This is a genomic window from Streptomyces sp. LUP47B, assembly GCF_001746295.1.
Taxonomy (GTDB): Bacteria; Actinomycetota; Actinomycetes; order Streptomycetales; family Streptomycetaceae; genus Streptomyces.
Genome location: NZ_MJAH01000001.1, coordinates 1219928 through 1236452, shown reverse-complemented (window position 1 = coordinate 1236452; position 16525 = coordinate 1219928). Strand labels below are relative to the sequence as shown.

Below are 16525 nucleotides of genomic sequence, written 5' to 3'. Positions count from 1 at the left end.
CAGGATGTGGAGTGCTCGCCATGGAAGATCAAGTTCCGTCGGAAGGAAAAGCGCTCGAGCAACCGATGCACTTCCGGGCGGCACGCAGTCGCCGACTGTATGAAGACGTGGTTCAGCAGATCATCGAATTGATCGACTCGCAGCAGTTGCAGCCGGGAACCAGGTTGCCTCCGGAACGCGAGATCGCGAAGCAGATCTCGGTCAGTCGCAACGTGCTGCGCGAGGCATTCCGGGTCCTGGAGGAGCGCGGCATCATCATCTCCCGGCAGGGAGGGGGCCGGTTCGTGCGCGCCGTCGACGCCAAGATTCGATCCACAGGTGACTCGGTGTCCACGTTGGAAGTCGCGACGATCGTCGATGCCCTGGAGGCGAGAACGCTTCTGGAGGGGCAGATCGTGGCGCTTGCCTGCCAGCGCAGGACGGCCGAGGAAGGCCAGCGGCTGCGGGAGCTTGCCGAACGTGGCGCTACATGGCAGGACAACGTCGACTTCCATGTCGCTCTCGCGAACGCCACCCACAACTTTCTTCTGGTGCGCATGGTCCGGGAGCAACTTGACCTGCTCCACGAGCTTCACCAGCGCGATCACTATGCGATTCCAGAACAGGGCGGGTATCTGCACGGCGACCACGTCGCCATCGCTGATGCCATCGTCGCTCGAGATGCCCCGCTCGCTCAGCAACTGCTCCGGGAACACCTTGGGCACACGCAGGAAAGTCTGGAAGGCATCGACCCGAGCGACCCGAGCGACCCGAGTGCCGCGTAGCCTCGCTGCTTCGGTTCGGGTAGCCGGCATCTGCCCGGCGAGCAGGCCGTGCGGGACAGCGGACTGGAGTGGACGGTTCTGCGCCCCTCGTCCTTCGCCTCGAACACGCTGGCCTGGGCGGGTGCGGTCTTCACCGATCTCGGCCAGGAAGCGTGCGCCGGTGAGTGGCCCGATCCCGGGAAGCTGCCCAGGAATTCGGCGTCCGGTAGCCCCGCGAACGCCTTGGCCGGCGCCTCGGCGAGGTCATCGGCGGCCCGGCAGCCGGCATCCAACTGGGCGACCAGCGCCAGGGTTGCCGCCCCATAGTCTGCTCGACGAGCGGCGGCTGGTGCAGGTAGTCGCCGGTGAAAATGGTGCGCAGCCTTTCCACCCATACCTCGATGTTCCGCTGCCGTCCGGATCTGCGCAGGACGGCCCGCAGCTGGGCACGGGTCAGGCGGGCGGCGGCGTGGGTCGGGTGCCGCGGCGAGGACCGTGCGGGCCGCGGGAGTCCAGGCCGACGCCGCGGACGGCGAAGGCCGCGAGGGCGGCCGGGTAGTACTGCCGCGTCGTTCCCCACCGATCCGCCACCCAACCCCCGACAGCGCCTGGAGCATCGCGGCTCACGACTGACCTCACCTTAGAAGGGGTAGTGCGGCTGCTCGGTGGAGAGAGTGAGCCAGCGGATGTTCGAGAAGGACTCGATGCCCCAGCGTCCGCCGAAGCGGCCGTAGCCGGAGGCGGCGAAGCCGCCGAAGGGAGCCTGGGGTTCGTCCGCCACGGACTGGTCGTTCACGTGCACGATGCCGGTGCGGATACGGCGGGCCACCTTCAGGCCGTGGGTGCCGTTCTCGGTGAGAATGCCGCAGCTGAGGCCGTATTCGGTGTCGTCGGCCAGGGCCACGGCCTCGTCATCGTTCGCGAAGGCCCTGATGGCGACGAGGGGTCCGAAGGCCTCGGTCTGGTGCAGTGACGCGTCCTCGGGGACGTCGGTCAGCACAGTCGCCGGGTGCAGGGCGCCCTCGGGTGCGGCGCCGCCGGTGAGCACGCGTGCGCCCTTGCCAACCGCGTCCTCGACCAGGCCGGCGACCCGCTGAGCAGCGGCCTCGTCGACCAGCGGGCCGATGACGGTGGTGGGCAGACCCGGATCGCCGGTCGGCAGTTCGGCGATCTTCACGGTGAAGCGCCGGGTGAACTCGTCGGCGAGTGAGGCGTGCACCAGGATGCGGTCGGCGCACATGCAGATCTGGCCGGAATTCATGAACGCGGCGAACGCGGCGGCGTTCACGGCATGGTCGAGGTCGGCGTCCTGCAGCACGATCACGGAGTTCTTGCCACCGAGTTCGAGCACGGCCGGCTTGAGGTGCTGTGCGGCGAGGGTGCCGATGATCCGCCCGACGCCGGTCGAGCCAGTGAAGTTGACTGCGCGGACACGCGCGTCCGCTATCAGCGTCTCGGCAATCGCGGCGGCGTCCTGCTTGTCGTTGGTGATGACGTTGAGGACTCCGTCGGGCAGTCCGGCGTCGCGCAGCACGTCGGCGACGAACATCCCGCATGCGAGAGGGGCGTCCTCGCTCACCTTGGCCACGACGGTGTTGCCCGCCGCCAGCGGGGCGACGACGGCTCGGGTGCCGAGGATGATCGGCGCGTTCCACGGTGCGAACGCCGCGACGACGCCGAGGGGTTCGCGAACGGCCAGGCTCAGACCGCCCGGTTCCTGCGTGGTGAGGACGTCACCGAGCGGGGCGGTGAGCGCGGCGGCGGCCTCGCGCAGCACGTTCGCGGCCACGGTGACGTTGAACAGTGCCCATCCCTGGGTCGCGCCCGTCTCCGCGGCCATCAGTTCCACGGCCTGCTCGCCGCGCTGCTCCATCAGATCCGCCGCGTCGAGGAAGATCTTGCGCCGGGCGAAGGGCGTGAGGGCGGCCCACTCGGCGAAGGCGGCGTCGGCCGCGCCCACCGCGGCTCGCACATCCTCCGGTCCTGCGGCGGCGACCGTGGCGTACGGCTCGCCGGTCCACGGGTTGTGGTCGGTCGTGGTTTGGCCCGCGGCGGCGGGAATCTCCTTGCCGCCGATCAGGAGATTCCGATGAAGTTGCATGGGTCGTTTCCCTTTGTGCTTGGTCGGATGCGGATCTGCGAGTCAGGTGTCCATCAGGTCGAAGCCGCCGTCGGCGTTGAGCTATGCGCCGGTCAGGTGGGAGGAATCGTCGGTGGCCAGGAAGAGCGCGGTATCCACGAGTTCGGCCGGAGTCCGGATGCGGTCCAGCTGGTGTTGGCGATCAGGTCCTCGGGCGGGAGGACTTCCAGTCCGCTGTCTCGGTCTGAAGCCGGACACCGCGTTGACGGGTGCCATCAGCGGCCCGTTCCTGGGCCATGACATTCACCAGCTTGTCCAGGCTGCCCGTCGACAGGGACGAGAAGAACATCATGCTGTCCTGGCCCACTTCGCCGCTTCAGCCGACCCTTGGTCCACCCGGCGAAGACCGCACTCGACAGGTTCAGCGTCACGAGTGCGGTCCCACACCTCGTCCGGCGTGTCCACCGGGGGTCGCCGGTCGTTCGTACCCACGGCGTGCACCACCACGTCGAAGCGCCCAGTGCGCGCGCACCCGGGCATTCGAGCCCTGTGATGCGCGCGCCGCCCCTCAAGCCCTGGCTACCGCATAGGGAGCTTCTGGACTTCAACGGGCTGGGGGTGAGGAGCCGTCAGGCGAGTTCGATCCCGGTTCCGGCAGCCACCCGCGCGTAGTCGATGGCCAAACCCTGGAGGCTCGCCGTCAGAAGGACGTCCACCAGGGAGTTTCCGCCTTCGCTGAGACCGCCGTCGTGGATCGACAGAGCGTGCCGCGGTTTGATCTCGCGGACGTAGTCGATGACCTCGCCGGTCTTGGACCACGGGCCGTGGACCGGTACGAGGAGCGTGTCCACCGGGCGGGTGGGCACGGTGAACGCGTCGCCCGGGTGGAAGACAGCGCCGTCCGTGTTCCCCACGAGGAAGCCGACGTTCGTGTCCTGCGGCATGTCCGGGTGGATCGGCTCGTGGAGTTCGCCGTGGACCTCGACACTGATGCCCTCGATGTCGAAGGCGTCTCCGTTGCCGACGACGGCGACCCGGGTGCCGAGTCCTTCGAGCCTGGCCGCCACGGAGCGGTCGGCCCAGATCCGCAGGGCGGGGTCGGCCTCGGCCGCCGCGCGCAGCACGGCCTCGGCGAAATGGTCCTCGTGCTCGTGCGTCACGAGCACCGCGTCGGCACCCTCCAGTGCCCGGGGGTCGGAGAAGACACCGGGATCGATGACGATGACCACGCCGTCCCGCTCCAGCCTGATACAGGCGTGTCCGCACCTGATGAGTCGCATCTGTCCGCTCACTTTCGTAGTTCGTTCTCGGGAACCCACGTGCCGTGGAAGCCGTAGCGCAGCCGGAAGGGGATCTTCACGGTGGCGATGGGGCCGGCGGCGATGTCGAGGGCGTCGAGGATGACCAGGTCGTGCCGGTTCTGGTCGCGCCGACCGACAAGCGCCAGCAGGTAGCCCTCGCCTTCGGCCGCGTCTGCCGACTTCGGCACGAACACCGGCTCCTCGGGCGCGGCGTGCTCGCCGGGCGCCCAGTGCGTCGTCTCACCGGTGTCGTTGTCGCGGTAGACGAGGGAGTTGAACGGCGGGCCCATCGGACCGACCTCGCACATCGGCTCGTCGGGATGCATACTGCCGATCCACGCATGCCGGCTCTTCTCCATCAGCACACGGGGGTCCACGCGGGGCATGTCACCGGGCGAGGCGATCAGCTGTTCGCTGCGGTAGGTGTTCTTGGCGTCGTCCCAGTGAGCGGCGCCCTGGGTGAGGTCGAACGTCCAGCGGTGCAGGAACGGCGGCAGCTCGGGCAGCAGGCCGACGGTCGTCTTCGGGAACTGGGAGAACCAGCCGGACTTGGAGACGAAGTGGTCGGCGACCAGGGTGTCGCCGTCCGTCCATGCGTTGAGGGAGTGCGTCTCCATCAGCAGTTCGCTGCGGTACCACTGGATGCCGCTCACGCCCTGCTCGCGGGGGATGATCGCGACGTAGGTGCCCTGGTTCGGATCCCAGGCGAAGTACTGCTCGTCCGTCTTGAGCAGCTCCGCGTCGGCGACCATGGGCGAGATGGTGAACACGAAATGGTCCCGGGTGACCAGCCAGTCGTGCACCATCGCCGAGTACGGCACCTCGAAGGTCTGGGAGCGGGTGACCTTGCCGGAGGCCGAGATCTCGTAGATGTGGATCTGTTTGTCCGGCAGACCGGTCGCGTTGTACGCGAAGGCGATCAGCTCACCGGTGCGCGGATCGTGCTTGGGGTGCGCGGTGAACGTACGCCCGCGGATCTGGCCGGAGAAGTCGTAGATTCCCCGGGTCTCCAGCGTCACCGGGTCCAGCTCGTACGGGAGGGCCGCCTCCTTCAGCGCGAGCAGCTTCCCGGCGTGCCAGATGATCGACGTGTTGGCGTTGCCGTCGTCGATGCCGGCCACCGACGGATCATCGGTGTACGGGTTGCGGTAGGCGCCGAACAGGGCCTGGCGCGCCTGGCGTTCCAGCTCGAAGCGCTTGGTGCGGACGAAGCGGGTCTTCAGATCGGCGTGGCCGTTGTCGAACCGCACCATGTGGATCATGCCGTCGCCGTTGATGTAGACGTCGTTCGCGTACCGCGGCGGATACTGGGTGTCCGCGGCGGCCCGGTAGAAGGCGCCGGACAGCGCGGGCGGTATACGGCCCTCGACCTCCAGGTCGTAGACGTCCGCCTCGATCCGCGATGGGGCGAAGAACCCCCAGAACTTCGGCGTGTCCGGCCACGTCATGGTCTCCGGAGGCGGCTGGGTGCCCACAGGCTGCTGCCCGGGTGTCCCGCCTGGCTGCGTCGTTGCAGTCGCCATGGCTCTCTCCCCTGTGACTAGGGTTTGATCAAGCGAAGAAACTGATGGATGCTCCTGGGCGCCAGCGCTCTACTGTGAGAGCAGGCCTCGCAGGAAAGAGTGTAGGAATTGGTGGATCGGAGCTGAACAGCTCGTTCTGGCGCCATGATGTCCTCGTTGTGTCTTCGGAGTCCAACACTGAAACCCGCACGAAATGATCGGAGTTTGCGATGGATCTGCGGCAGATGGAGTACGCGGTGGCCATCGCCGACGAGCTCAACTTCACCCGGGCCGCGGCACGCTGCCGCATCGGGCAGTCCGGGCTCAGCCACCAGATCACCCAGCTCGAACACGAGGTCGGGACCCGGCTGTTCGAACGGACGAGCCGCAACGTCCGGCTGACCCAGGCCGGACAGACCTTCGTGGCCTCCGCACGGCAAGTGCTCAAGGTTGTACAGGAGATGCACGCCGAGATCGCCTCCCTCGACGGACGTGTGCGAGGACGACTGCGCATAGGCTCGGTGACGCTCACGGCCAGTGACATCGACCAGCTCGGCCTGCTGCGGGAGTACCAGGAGGCGTACCCCTCGGTCGAGGTCACCCTCTCCGACGCCGACGGGGTGGAAGCCGCCGCCCAGCTCCTGACCGGCGAACTCGAGGTCGCCATCATCGGCCTGCACGACCACCAGTTGCCCCAGGGCATCGCCTACCACCTGCTCCGCCTGGTGCCGCTCGTGGCCGTCGTGGGTCGTCAGCACCCGTTGCGAGGGGCCGGCGTCACGGATCTGGGCAAGCTCGCCGACGAGCGCTTCCTCGACTACGCCCCGGACACGGGACTGCGCCTGCAGGTGGACGCCGCCTTCGACCGTGCTCGGGCACGTCGCCGGAGTGTCTGCACATTGCGCAACGCGGGAGATCTCGTCTCGCTGGCCGTTGAAGGCATCGGGGTGACCGTCGTGCCCCGCCCGGTGGCCGACGCCATAGTCCCCGCGGACCAAGCCGACTGCATCCTGCGCCTCCACGACTGCCATGCACTCCAGCCACTGGCCCTCGCCCACCGCGACCCGGCACCGGCCTCACCCGCAGCCCAGGCCTTCCTGCGGCTCGCACTCGCCCGCCTGCCCAGAGCAGGGAGCACCTGATTACCTAGCCACCAACACCGGCTGGGTCAACGTCGGGACGGACCATGACACCGCCGGGTTCACCACCGAATCCATCCGCCGCTGGTGGCGCCGCCGTGGGCGAGTGGACCATCCGGACGCGGACCGGTTGCTGATCACCGCGGACGCCAGTAGCTCGAACAACGCCCTCTACTGGACCTGCTCGGCCAGGCGGTTCAACAGCCGCTCCACGATCGCCAGTTCCTCCCGCTCGACATGGACTTCCTGAAGCTGCTTGGTGAACTCCTCGGCGAGCGAGTCCAGTTCGCTTGGGCGAGCGCTGATCCACTGCCGCTCCTTCGTCCCTGGCCCTCCCGCGATCTCGTGGCGTGCCGTCCTGCCGACGGGTCGTAGGCGGGAGCGAGTCGCGGGCGCAGCCGAACCAGACATGCCACCGGAACCGGACCCACCCAATGATCAACACCAAGGCCATCGGCCGCCGACCGGCGCAAGTACCCCACTCGTCATGCACACCAGACCCGCGACCTGCGACTTCACGATGCACGCCGCTCAGTGGGGGGCGCGGTGGCTGACGCGCCGTGTCCGGTTCCCGCCGCCGCGCCCCCGCGCTGGGGGGCAGTGCGGCGGGACCAGCCGTCGCCCTTGTCGGCCGACAGGTTCCTGACCGGAACCGGGGCCGTGCTTCGCGTGGCTGCGCCGCAGCGGCGTAGCCGCCACCGGCAGCCGGTGGGTGGGCGGTCGTGGCCGCTGTCGGCCCGGATCACTGCCAGTCGGGCCACTGGTACGGGACTGAGCCGTCATCCCCGCGGTGAGGCGGAAGAGGGCTGAGCCGTCCCCGGAAGAAGACCATGGGCGCCGCGCCGGTCTTCTCGATCCCTAGTTCTCGCACATGACCGAGGACGAAGTAGTGGTCACCGGTGCTCTGGACGTCAGCGATGTCGCAGTCGATCCAGGCGAGGACGCCCGCCAGGATCGGGCTGCCCGAGGACGCGCCACGCCACTGGTGGCGTTCGAACCGTTCCGGTGACTTGGCGGTGAAGTCGCGGCACATGCCCTCCTGGCCCGCGCTCAGCACGTTGACGCAGAACGCACCGCTGGCCATGATCTGGGGCCAGGTGGTGGAGGAGCGACCGGGCAGGAACCCGACGAGCGAAGGATCCAGGGACACCGAGGTGAACGATCCGATGACCATGCCCACCGGGGTGTCGCCGGGTGCCATCGCGGTGACGACCGCGACACCGGTCGGATAGTTGCCGAGCACGTGCCGGAACCGGGCGGGATCGTCCATGGGGGTATCCCCATGAAGTGCAGCAGCCGACGCCGACGTCGAGTGGTTCATCAGGGGGTCTCCACGCCGAGGACGGAGCGTCCGTAGTCAGTCGCCCACATTCCGTACTGCGCGTTGAGGTGGGACTTGTAGGTGGCGACGTCGCGCAGGTAGCGCTGCATGCGCTCGCCGTTCGCCAGCGTGCTGGAGCCGCTGGCCGGGACCAGCCGCTCGACGGCCTGGCACGCGAGCTGGCCGGCCTGCCGGGCCGTGACCGAAAGGGATTGGTCGTCCAGATAGGAGAAGGGCTCGCCGCCTTGCATGCCGCGGGCGGCATACCCGGTGTAGTCGTCGGCGATCGACAGGATGATCCGCTGGGCGGCATCCGCCAGTCCCATGGCCAGGCCGAGGTTGCGCTGGTGCTCGGGCTCGTGACTGCGCGGATGGAACGGCGGTGTGTGAGTCTTCTTGGTGGTGATGATCCGCTGGTACTCGTCGATCGCGGCCCAGGCGACGCCCGCAAGGATCGAGACCAGTTGGATGTTGAAGAACGACGCCATCTGGCCCGCGTACATCGGGTTGCCGTGCAGACCGACGCCCGGTCCGTCCGCGACGTCGACAGCCTCGATATGGGTCTTGGACACGTACCCGTGGGGCACGAGCACGTTCTCGACGACGACGCTGTTGGAGCCGCTGCCACGGAACCCGAGAATCTCACCCCAGTTGTCCAGGACCTGCCAGTCAGAGGGGACGAGCACCATACCGGGGAGTGGCGGAGCGCCCTCGCCGTCGTCGATGAGCGCGCCGCCCAGGAAATGCGTGGAGACATTGACTCCGGAGGCGTAGTCCCATCGGCCGTTGACCAGGTAACCCTCGGGCGTCCTGACAGCGGTGCCGGTCGGGCTGACCGGCAGCGGCGCCCGGAAGTCGCCGGCCGGCCCGAAGACCTCGCGCTGAGTCTGCTCCGGGAAACGCCCGGCCACCACCAGGCTGTGGGAGGCGGCCAGGCACAGGTTCCAGCCGCTGGACGGGCAGCCCCGTGCCACCTCGGTGACCATCCGGGAGAAGGTGCGCAGGCTGAACTCATAGCCGCCGAAGCGGCGCGGCTGCAGGGTGCGGTAGAAACCGGCCTCCAGGAAGGCCTTGTGTGTGTCGTCGGGCATGCCTGTCAGCAGTTCCGTCTGGTCCTGCCGGTCACGCAGCGACGACTGGAGCTCACGTGCCCGGAGCACTAGGTCTTCCGGTGTCAGGCCCGGTTCGGGCTGCGGTATTTCCACGGTCACCTCGACTGTCTCTGACACTCGGCACCCCATCTGTGAACTGGCTTTTGTAGGTCTTGAATGGAGTGTCAGCACTCTTCGGAAAGCCGTCCAATGCCATTGCGTGTGACGCTGATGAGCGGCACGCATCAGAGAGCGCGGGAGGGAGCGCTCGTTTCAGTGGGATGACTGGCAGGGGGCGGGTGTGTAACCTGTGCCGCAGGTCACAGTGGCGTATCTAGGGCGTGACCTGGGGAGGGTGGAATGGAGATCCGGAGCCTGCGCCACTTCTCAGCGCTTGCCGAAACCCTGAACTATCGGATGGCCGCCGAGCGGCTGCACCTCACCCAACCCGCCCTGACGCGCTCGATCGCCACGCTGGAGCGCGAACTCGGCGTCACGTTGTTCGACCGCGACAAACGGCATGTGGAGCTCACCGCCGAAGGCGCCGAACTGCTCGAGCGAGCTCATCGGGTGCTCGTGAACGCCGACAGGCTCACCGCCACGGCGGGTGCCATCCGGGCTCAGTACACGCGCGAAGTACGGATCGGTCTCTACAGCATCGCCCTGGCCGAGCTGACCCATCCGATCATCGAGGCTTTTTGCGAGCGTTATCCGCACGCCTCGGTCCGCGTGCACGACGCGGATTTCCACCGCGGCATCGACCCGTTGCTCTCCGGGGAGTACGACGTCGCACTGCTGCGCGAGAACACAACCGTCTCCTCGCTGGTCACGGTGCCCATCTTCACCGAGCCCGCCTTCGTCACCCTCTGGAAGGGGGACCCGCTGGCCCGCGCGTCATCGGTGGACGTGGCCGAGGTCTTCGACCAGCCTTGGGTCACGCCTGACGTGTTGTCCGACTTCTGGGTGTGCGGGGATCAACGCAACGGAGTCCCCGCCGCGATCGGCTCCCACGCGCGCTCGGCCGCCGAGATGTCCGCGACGGTCGCCTACCAGCACATGGTGGGCCTGACACCGATGTCGGGGACACGGATGGCTCCACACCCGGGAGTGAGCGCGATACCTCCGAAGGAGCCCATCTTCTCGGTGGCCGCGATCGCGTATCCGGCAACCGGGTTCTCGCCGGCCGCTCCGGCCTTTGCCGAGGTGGCACGCCGGGTCGCCCAGCGCGAGTCGGCACGTGTCCCGCACGCCGAACTCGCAACGTGACTGCGGGGCCGCGTATGAACGACGGTGCGCTGTCGGCGGTCTTCGCCCGGACGGCGGCGTCCAAGAGGCTGCGTACGGCGCACACCGCACGCGCGCACAACTCGGTGCGGGACCGTGACTGACGCGGTCCCGCACTACGGCGAGCATCTCTACGTGATCGAGACGGAGTTGCCGAAAGCTCGATCAACGGCCTGATCGAGGACCTGATCGGTCACCGCCGTACGGGGTGGCCCTCCGCCGCTGCCAGCCGCTTGCCGAGCCAGGCCATCAGCACCTCGGCCACCTCGTCGGAGTTCCTCTCGCCCATGGGCATATGGCCGTTGCCGGTGAGTCCCATCTCCGGCAGGCGCAGGAGGTCGGCGTCGGCACCCGACTGCGTGAGGTAGTCGGCGATGCCGTGCTGGAACGCCGCGAACGGCGATGTGTCGGCCGCGACCACGGCGATGGGGAGGTTCCTCAGGTTGGGCAGGGACCGGGCGGGTTCGGCCTGGACGAGGCAGTCCTGCAGTCCTTCGGCTCCAGCCCTGCGGAGCTGCGTGCGCAGCTCCGCAGGATCCTCGACAGGTGGTTCGTAGGTGATCGGGGTTGCGGTGAGGCCCCAGTCCAGCCGGCCGAAGCCGGGCAGTTCGGTGAACGGCGGACCCATCGGCTCGACCGCGATGACGGCTTTGACCAGTTCTGGCCGGGCGTCGGCGACGACCCAGCCGAAGGGCCCGCCCATCGAGTGGGTGACGAGAACGGCGGGTCCGATGCGGTCCAGCAGTTCGGCTCCGCAGCGGCGCATCTGCTCCTGGTTGTCGGCGAACGTGGGCAACGTAGGTCCCTGGCTCGCGAGCAGCTGGTCCAGGGCGGGGTCGCCGATCTCGCCGGTCCCCGGCCACTGGCTGCCGGGCCGCGCCGTTCCGGTGCAGAACAGCGCCGTCAGGAACTCGTAGCTCGGCGGTGGGCCCACGATGGGTCCCAGCACGTCGGGGTGGTACGGGGAGCGCCCGTGTCCCGGCCGATCCACCACGTACACGGCGAAGCCGGCCTGGAGGAACCTTGTGGCCCACCCGGGGCGGCCGTCCGGTGTGGACAGGAAATCCGTTCCCTGGCCGCCACCGCCATGGACCATCACCACGGGAAAGGGATGCGTCAGGTCGGCCGGGATCTGGTACTGGACGTACATCGCGGCCTCGGGGACGGTGCCGCCCTCGGTCCGCCTGCGTCCGACCCCGACCCAGAAACCGCCCTGCTCACTGATCACAAGTGGTCCGTCGAGTGGTGGTGAGCTGGACATAGATCCTCCGTCACGGCAACTGCGCCTATGACCCGCACTATCCGTGAAGTGCGCCTGAGCGGTCCAATGCGAGTCGGGACGCAGTGATGCACGGCGCTCATCAGCACGCTCTCGCCATGGGAGCGGGCTCGCAACAACCGCGAGTAGCGGTGCGCCTCGTCAGCCCTCGCGGCGCAGGGCAGCCGGCGTCGTACCGAGGTGGGGGCGAATCACCCGGATCAGGAGCTCCTGGTGGGAGAAGCCGCCCATCGCCGCCACCTCGGCGATGGGCATGTCACCCACACGCAGCAAGCGGGCGGTCTGCTCCACTCACATGCCCGTGAGGTACCGATGGGGAGGGCACCCGTGCGGACCTTGAAACGCCGGGCTCACTGGCTGGCACTCAGCCCAGCCGCCAAGGCAAGGTCCTCCAACGACAAGGGCTCGGCAAGCCGGGCATCGAGAAACTCCCCTACGGCCGTGAACTGGCGGTCGCTGAGCCCGGCCGTACGTCCCGACGGCTCGGCGTCTTCCTCCCCAGCCCTCGGCCGGGGGGGCGCCCCCAGCCGTACGCTGTGCCGCCGGGCCAGATGGGCGGCGGATGAGCGCGAGCTGATCCACACAAGTGCGCCCATTGGGCTCCCAGCGCCGCACGACACCGTCGAGCGTCAGGACGAGCTGCTCCAGCAGCTGCGCAGCACGCAAAGATGCGGAAGTTCGCCGAGCACGGTCTGGGACCGGACATCCTCGACAAAGCCCCGAAGTTCTCCGTCTTCGGAGCCCAGAACGGAAGCCTGTTCGAGCTATACGGGTGCAGAACTCCTCAGTACCCCTGGCGGACCAGCTCCACGTCCGTAGCCGCGGGCTTCACCATCATCGATCTGCGCAAGGACATGGCCCACCTGGAGCAGAACAGAGCGAAGTGGGTCTCTCCCATCCAGGCGGCCCCCGGTGCCGGGGGAGATCTCCCGGCGGGCCCACCTGGTGAGCCCGCCGGGAGGGCGTCTGCGGCAACTCGCATACCCCCTGTGGAGCCGAACGCCTGTGCCACGGCAGAGCACCACGCCGTGCCGGGCAGGAGGCTGGCGGCCTCTGCGAGACCGCGGAAAGCCGTGTGGCGGGGCCGGTCAGGCGAAGGACGTAAGGAGTTCGCGGTAGTCCTTGGCAATGGAGGAGACATCCTCGTCGGAGAGTCCGAAGGCGGCGCCGTGCAGGGCGAACAGCGGCTGGATGTCGAACTGGCACAGGCCGAGCGTGGCGCGCCACGGGCCCAGGAGCTGGTGAATCGTGAACTCGGTCGGGCCTTCGAGGCTGTAATCGTCGGCCGAGCCGCCGGTGGTGACCGCCAAGATGGCCTTCTTGCCGGCGGTCTGCGACGGCTTGCCCTCGTAGTTGAACGCCCAGCCGTGGGTCAGGACCGTGTCCTGCCACTGACGGAAGATCGCGGGCGTGCTGTACCAGTACAGCGGGTGCTGGAAGACAATCACGTCGTGCTCCGCGAGCAGTGCCCGCTCGGTGTCGCCGTCGATCTGGAAGTCGGGGTAGACCGCGGACAGGTCGCGCACGGTCACGTGCTGCAGGTCGCGTACGGCGTCGACGAGTGCCCCGTTGTGCCTGGAGGCGGACAGATTGGGATGACCAACGAGCAGAAGAACCTTGGACATGATGAATGAAACCCTTACGTGGAAACGGTGGGACGAGGCGGTCGCAGCCGGCCGTCAGGCCAAGCGCACCGGCACCACTCCATGGCACCGGCGCGTACGCCTCTCACGGGCGATCGCCTGAACCGGCTGGTGCACTGACCGTGCCGCCCGAGGAACTTGATGCATCAAGTGAAGCCGTCCGAGCCCGTTCCTCCCAGGTACGCTCGGGACTCGTGACCGTCATTACCGGACCCGTCATCCCACGAGTCGACTACCAGCGCCTCGGACCCCTGCCGGGTCTGGGCATCGAGGTAGCGACCACGAACGAGGCACGCGAGCGTGCCGAGTGCATACCGGAATCGGGCCCTCACCGCCTCGACTTCGACCAGATCGCCTTGGTCACCGCCGGTTCCGACGAGCACGAGGTGGACTTCGTCCCCTATGCCTGCGCGCCGGGCACACTGCTGTGGATACGGACCGGACAGGTCCAGCGCGGCGTTCTCGCACCCGGTCTTTCGGGATGGCTGATCTGGTTCACACCGGACTTCCCGCATCCCCTGCCGACGACAGAGCACATGCTGCGGGACCCCGTCCGGACCGTGCGCAGAGATCTGGATCAGGAGGAGCTGAGTCGGCTGGTCACCCTCATCACCGAACTACACGCGGAGTCGAAAACGGCCACCCCCGACGCCCACTTCCTCCGACACATGCTCGCCGCCGTCATCCTGCGCATTCGTCGACTGCCCGCCCCCGCCGACCACCCCGACCCGGGAGACGGAGGGCACATCTACACCCGTTTCCTCCAGGAAATCGAACGCTCCTACGCCTCCACCCGCCAGGTCGAGGACTACGCCGCCCGGCTCGGCTACACAGCCAAGACCCTCACCCGGGCATCCCTGGCCGCCACCGGATACTCCGCGAAACACGTCGTCGACGCCCGCGTCCTGCTCGAGGCCAAACGACTGCTCGGCCACACCGACCGGACCGTGCTGTCCATCGCCACCCGGCTCGGCTTCACCGAAGCCAGCAACTTCGGCAAGTTCTTCACCCGCCACACCGGGGTGACTCCACTGGAATTCCGCAAGGCCAGCACCACCGTGTGACCACGACGAGCGGGAACACATCCGGCCGTGCGCCAAGCCGCTACCAGCCGGTGAGATCCCGAGCAGCACGAGCTCGGACGCAGCCGGACGAAGCCGGTGAAAGCCCAGTCGGCCGAACGCGTGAGGGATCTGCCGCTGTGGTTCTGCCTGATAGTTGTGGTGTGGCACGGTGAGGCCCTCTCGCAAAAGCAAGGGTGACGCCCAGGCCCGCTAAAACCACGGGCGATGCCCGGAACCGACCTCCAATCGGCTGCCCGCGGCAGACGTTCCGCGAGAGGTTCCCGGCTGTCGTGGAGCGCTACCAGCGTCGTACCAACCACATGACCGACCAACTCGGCTGCGGAATAGAGGAGTTAGCGGGCAGGGCGGGCGCCCGCCTCTGCCGCGTGCTGGCGGACGCCATCTCCCGTTCGACCGCTCTGCGCATGCTTACGCGCAGCACGCTGCCGCCGCTGCGCGTCCCGCGCGTGTTCGGCGTCGATGACTTCGCCCTCAAGCGCCTGCACCGGTACGCCACCGTGATCATCGACGCCTAGAGCGGTGAGCAGATCGACGTCCTGCCTGTCCGCACTGGTGCCCCAGACGCAGAGCAAAGACGCCAAGCTCATCGAGGTCTCGAACTCGACCGCAGCCCGTCGACGCCGGACTCACCCTCCCGGACCACAACGGCCGCACTGAAGGCGTCAACACACGAACCAAACGGATCACGAGGCAGATGCACGGCCGAGCCGGGTCCCCCCTGCTCCGCCACCGCGCTTCTCCAGTGATCGCTACACAGCGCTACCACCCATTACGGGCCAGAGCCTGATTCATGACACTCCCGTACGCGGGTGGGGACGTTCAGGTGTACGCCGACATTGCTCCCCGCCAGGTGCCTTATGACGAAACCCGACTACTGTGCACGGGGGTCGATCGTCCAGGTGCCCGCGATGTAGCCCGGGATCGCTGGCGCGTCCGTCGGAGTTGCCACGGATGCCTCCTGAGGTTTGGAGGTTGGGGTTCGAAGGTGGAGGCAGGAGTCCTCAGGGCCTCATCAGATGAGTGTGCCGGCGGCCTTGTCGTTGGCCCAACTCTCGAGCGTCTCGTAGCCGGCGCGCAGGTCCTGGCCGTTGAGCTCGCGCGCCTGGTAGGTCAGCTCGACCCGTTGTCCGTTGGGGTCGAAGAAGTAGAGCGAGTAGAAGAGACCGCCGTGGTCGACCTCACCGGCGACTTCAACGCCGGTTTGCTCAAGATGGCGGTGCCAGGCCTCGAGCTCCTCGTGGGAGTCGACCGAGAGTGCGAGGTGCTTGGCCCACGAGGGCACGCCGTCGTCCTGGGGGTCCAGGTCGGAGGCCAGCTCGAAGAACGCGATGCATGATCCGTCCTTGAAGGCGTAGAAGGCGTGGAGGTAGCCGGGGGCTTCCTCGCCGGTGCTCATGGTGTGTCCGTCGGCGCGGATTGCGGCTTTGAACTCGCAGCCCATGACCTCGGTCCAGAATCGGTGGGTCTCGGTCATGTCCTTGGTCGCGAGCGCGTAGTGGTTCACGCGCTCAGGGCTGAGGGTCCGGGTAGTCGTGTCGGTCATCAGTTGACCCCTGTGTTCGTTCCGGATGTCTGTTCGTTCCGGTGGAAGGACGGGTGGATACGGATGGGACAAGGGCACGGCGCGAGATCAGGGCGCGGCGACGTTGTTGGAGCCGTTGATACGGGTCATAAACAGCGCCAGCGGTCCGCTTGCACTTTGAGCGCCTGATCACGCGAGGGCGAGTGCAAGGCTGGCGGGGGCATCGGAAACGTCTTCCGTCGTGAGGTGGATAGGCGCGGCCCGCAGCCTTGGGCGGCCGCATCCTTTGACGGTGGAACCACGGGACTCTCCTGCTATCGTTAGCACAACGTATCAACGGGGGGCTGTCAAGGGTTCAGACGTGGCCGGCGATGTTACCGGTCGCCCTGGTCCGGGGGATCTCGGCGCTCAGCCGACGCTCGGCGGCGACGCGGCGGATCCCGTCCTGGCGGTACTTCCGCGCGGCGTCAACATGTCCGCCTCGTTCCCAGGCCACGACCGTGCTCACCCGGAGGACCGGGCCCTCGATCAGGAA

Annotated in this window: 16 protein-coding genes and 3 pseudogenes; 7 read left to right on the top strand and 12 right to left on the bottom strand. The window is 67.8% G+C overall.

The genetic code is table 11. From position 1 onward, the window contains the following. The first annotated feature begins 20 nt into the window (after positions 1-20). Both BFN33_RS05495 and BFN33_RS54100 read left to right on the top strand, forming a co-directional pair. Positions 21-764, top strand: coding sequence for a FadR/GntR family transcriptional regulator (locus BFN33_RS05495; protein ID WP_242436202.1), 744 nt, complete (start codon positions 21-23; stop codon positions 762-764). Positions 765-782: 18 nt separating this feature from the next. Beyond that, positions 783-893 (top strand): annotated as a pseudogene (locus BFN33_RS54100) (SDR family NAD(P)-dependent oxidoreductase); the annotation flags it as partial. Positions 894-1383: 490 nt separating this feature from the next. Here the strand turns inward: BFN33_RS54100 and BFN33_RS05490 are convergent. The 4 genes from BFN33_RS05490 to BFN33_RS05480 all read right to left on the bottom strand — a co-directional run bounded on the left by BFN33_RS05490 (position 1384) and on the right by BFN33_RS05480 (position 5647). Continuing rightward, a complete protein-coding gene (locus BFN33_RS05490) occupies positions 1384-2844 on the bottom strand; it encodes an aldehyde dehydrogenase family protein (protein ID WP_057617589.1) in 1461 nt (486 codons plus the stop codon). A gap of 181 nt (positions 2845-3025) precedes the next feature. Next, on the bottom strand, positions 3026-3190 hold the full coding sequence (locus tag BFN33_RS53655; protein ID WP_158013154.1) for a hypothetical protein: 165 nt from the start codon (positions 3188-3190) through the stop codon (positions 3026-3028). 262 nt (positions 3191-3452) lie between these two features. Continuing rightward, the gene (locus BFN33_RS05485) at positions 3453-4103 is read right to left on the bottom strand and encodes an MBL fold metallo-hydrolase (protein WP_057618117.1); all 651 of its coding nucleotides are present in this window, start codon (positions 4101-4103) and stop codon (positions 3453-3455) included. A gap of 8 nt (positions 4104-4111) precedes the next feature. Then, entirely contained in the window at positions 4112-5647 is a 1536-nt protein-coding gene (locus BFN33_RS05480; protein ID WP_256122641.1) for a carotenoid oxygenase family protein, read from the bottom strand. Positions 5648-5856: 209 nt separating this feature from the next. On the opposite strand from BFN33_RS05480, the gene BFN33_RS05475 reads away from it, so the two are divergent. Together BFN33_RS05475 and BFN33_RS49470 are read left to right on the top strand one after the other, a co-directional pair. Continuing rightward, entirely contained in the window at positions 5857-6768 is a 912-nt protein-coding gene (locus BFN33_RS05475) for a LysR family transcriptional regulator (protein ID WP_069758652.1), read from the top strand. A gap of 4 nt (positions 6769-6772) precedes the next feature. Beyond that, positions 6773-6928: pseudogene (locus BFN33_RS49470) on the top strand (ISAzo13 family transposase); the annotation flags it as partial. An 8-nt stretch (positions 6929-6936) separates the two neighbouring features. On the opposite strand, the gene BFN33_RS05470 reads toward BFN33_RS49470, so the two are convergent. The 3 genes from BFN33_RS05470 to BFN33_RS05460 all read right to left on the bottom strand — a co-directional run bounded on the left by BFN33_RS05470 (position 6937) and on the right by BFN33_RS05460 (position 9315). Then, positions 6937-7176, bottom strand: a complete 240-nt coding sequence (locus BFN33_RS05470) for a hypothetical protein (RefSeq protein WP_057617585.1) — start codon at positions 7174-7176, stop codon at positions 6937-6939. A gap of 331 nt (positions 7177-7507) precedes the next feature. Next, complete coding sequence (locus BFN33_RS05465; protein ID WP_057617583.1) at positions 7508-8035, bottom strand: flavin reductase family protein; 528 nt, start codon at positions 8033-8035, stop codon at positions 7508-7510. A 50-nt stretch (positions 8036-8085) separates the two neighbouring features. Then, positions 8086-9315 carry an acyl-CoA dehydrogenase gene (locus BFN33_RS05460; protein WP_158013153.1) on the bottom strand — a complete coding sequence of 410 codons (1230 nt, stop codon included), beginning with the start codon at positions 9313-9315 and terminating at the stop codon, positions 8086-8088. Between the two features lie 222 nt (positions 9316-9537). Between BFN33_RS05460 and BFN33_RS05455 the strand changes: the two genes are divergently transcribed. After that, entirely contained in the window at positions 9538-10443 is a 906-nt protein-coding gene (locus BFN33_RS05455) for a LysR substrate-binding domain-containing protein (RefSeq protein WP_057617579.1), read from the top strand. A gap of 211 nt (positions 10444-10654) precedes the next feature. Here the strand turns inward: BFN33_RS05455 and BFN33_RS05450 are convergent, their stop codons facing one another. From BFN33_RS05450 to BFN33_RS05440, 3 genes are all read right to left on the bottom strand, one after another. Continuing rightward, positions 10655-11689, bottom strand: coding sequence for an alpha/beta hydrolase (locus BFN33_RS05450; RefSeq protein ID WP_218108952.1), 1035 nt, complete (start codon positions 11687-11689; stop codon positions 10655-10657). A 192-nt stretch (positions 11690-11881) separates the two neighbouring features. Next, a complete protein-coding gene (locus BFN33_RS53650; RefSeq protein WP_256122640.1) occupies positions 11882-12031 on the bottom strand; it encodes a helix-turn-helix domain-containing protein in 150 nt (49 codons plus the stop codon). A 797-nt stretch (positions 12032-12828) separates the two neighbouring features. Next, the gene (locus tag BFN33_RS05440; protein ID WP_057617575.1) at positions 12829-13365 is read right to left on the bottom strand and encodes an NAD(P)H-dependent oxidoreductase; all 537 of its coding nucleotides are present in this window, start codon (positions 13363-13365) and stop codon (positions 12829-12831) included. A gap of 212 nt (positions 13366-13577) precedes the next feature. On the opposite strand from BFN33_RS05440, the gene BFN33_RS05435 reads away from it, so the two are divergent. Together BFN33_RS05435 and BFN33_RS52600 are read left to right on the top strand one after the other, a co-directional pair. Next, complete coding sequence (locus tag BFN33_RS05435; protein WP_057617573.1) at positions 13578-14447, top strand: AraC family transcriptional regulator; 870 nt, start codon at positions 13578-13580, stop codon at positions 14445-14447. A 239-nt stretch (positions 14448-14686) separates the two neighbouring features. Next, a pseudogene (locus BFN33_RS52600) lies at positions 14687-14980 on the top strand (ISL3 family transposase); the annotation flags it as partial. A gap of 500 nt (positions 14981-15480) precedes the next feature. Here BFN33_RS52600 and BFN33_RS05430 read toward each other — a convergent pair. Beyond that, entirely contained in the window at positions 15481-16011 is a 531-nt protein-coding gene (locus BFN33_RS05430; protein ID WP_057617571.1) for a VOC family protein, read from the bottom strand. 334 nt (positions 16012-16345) lie between these two features. After that, the gene (locus tag BFN33_RS53045; protein WP_158013151.1) at positions 16346-16498 is read right to left on the bottom strand and encodes a hypothetical protein; all 153 of its coding nucleotides are present in this window, start codon (positions 16496-16498) and stop codon (positions 16346-16348) included. Positions 16499-16525 lie beyond the last annotated feature (27 nt).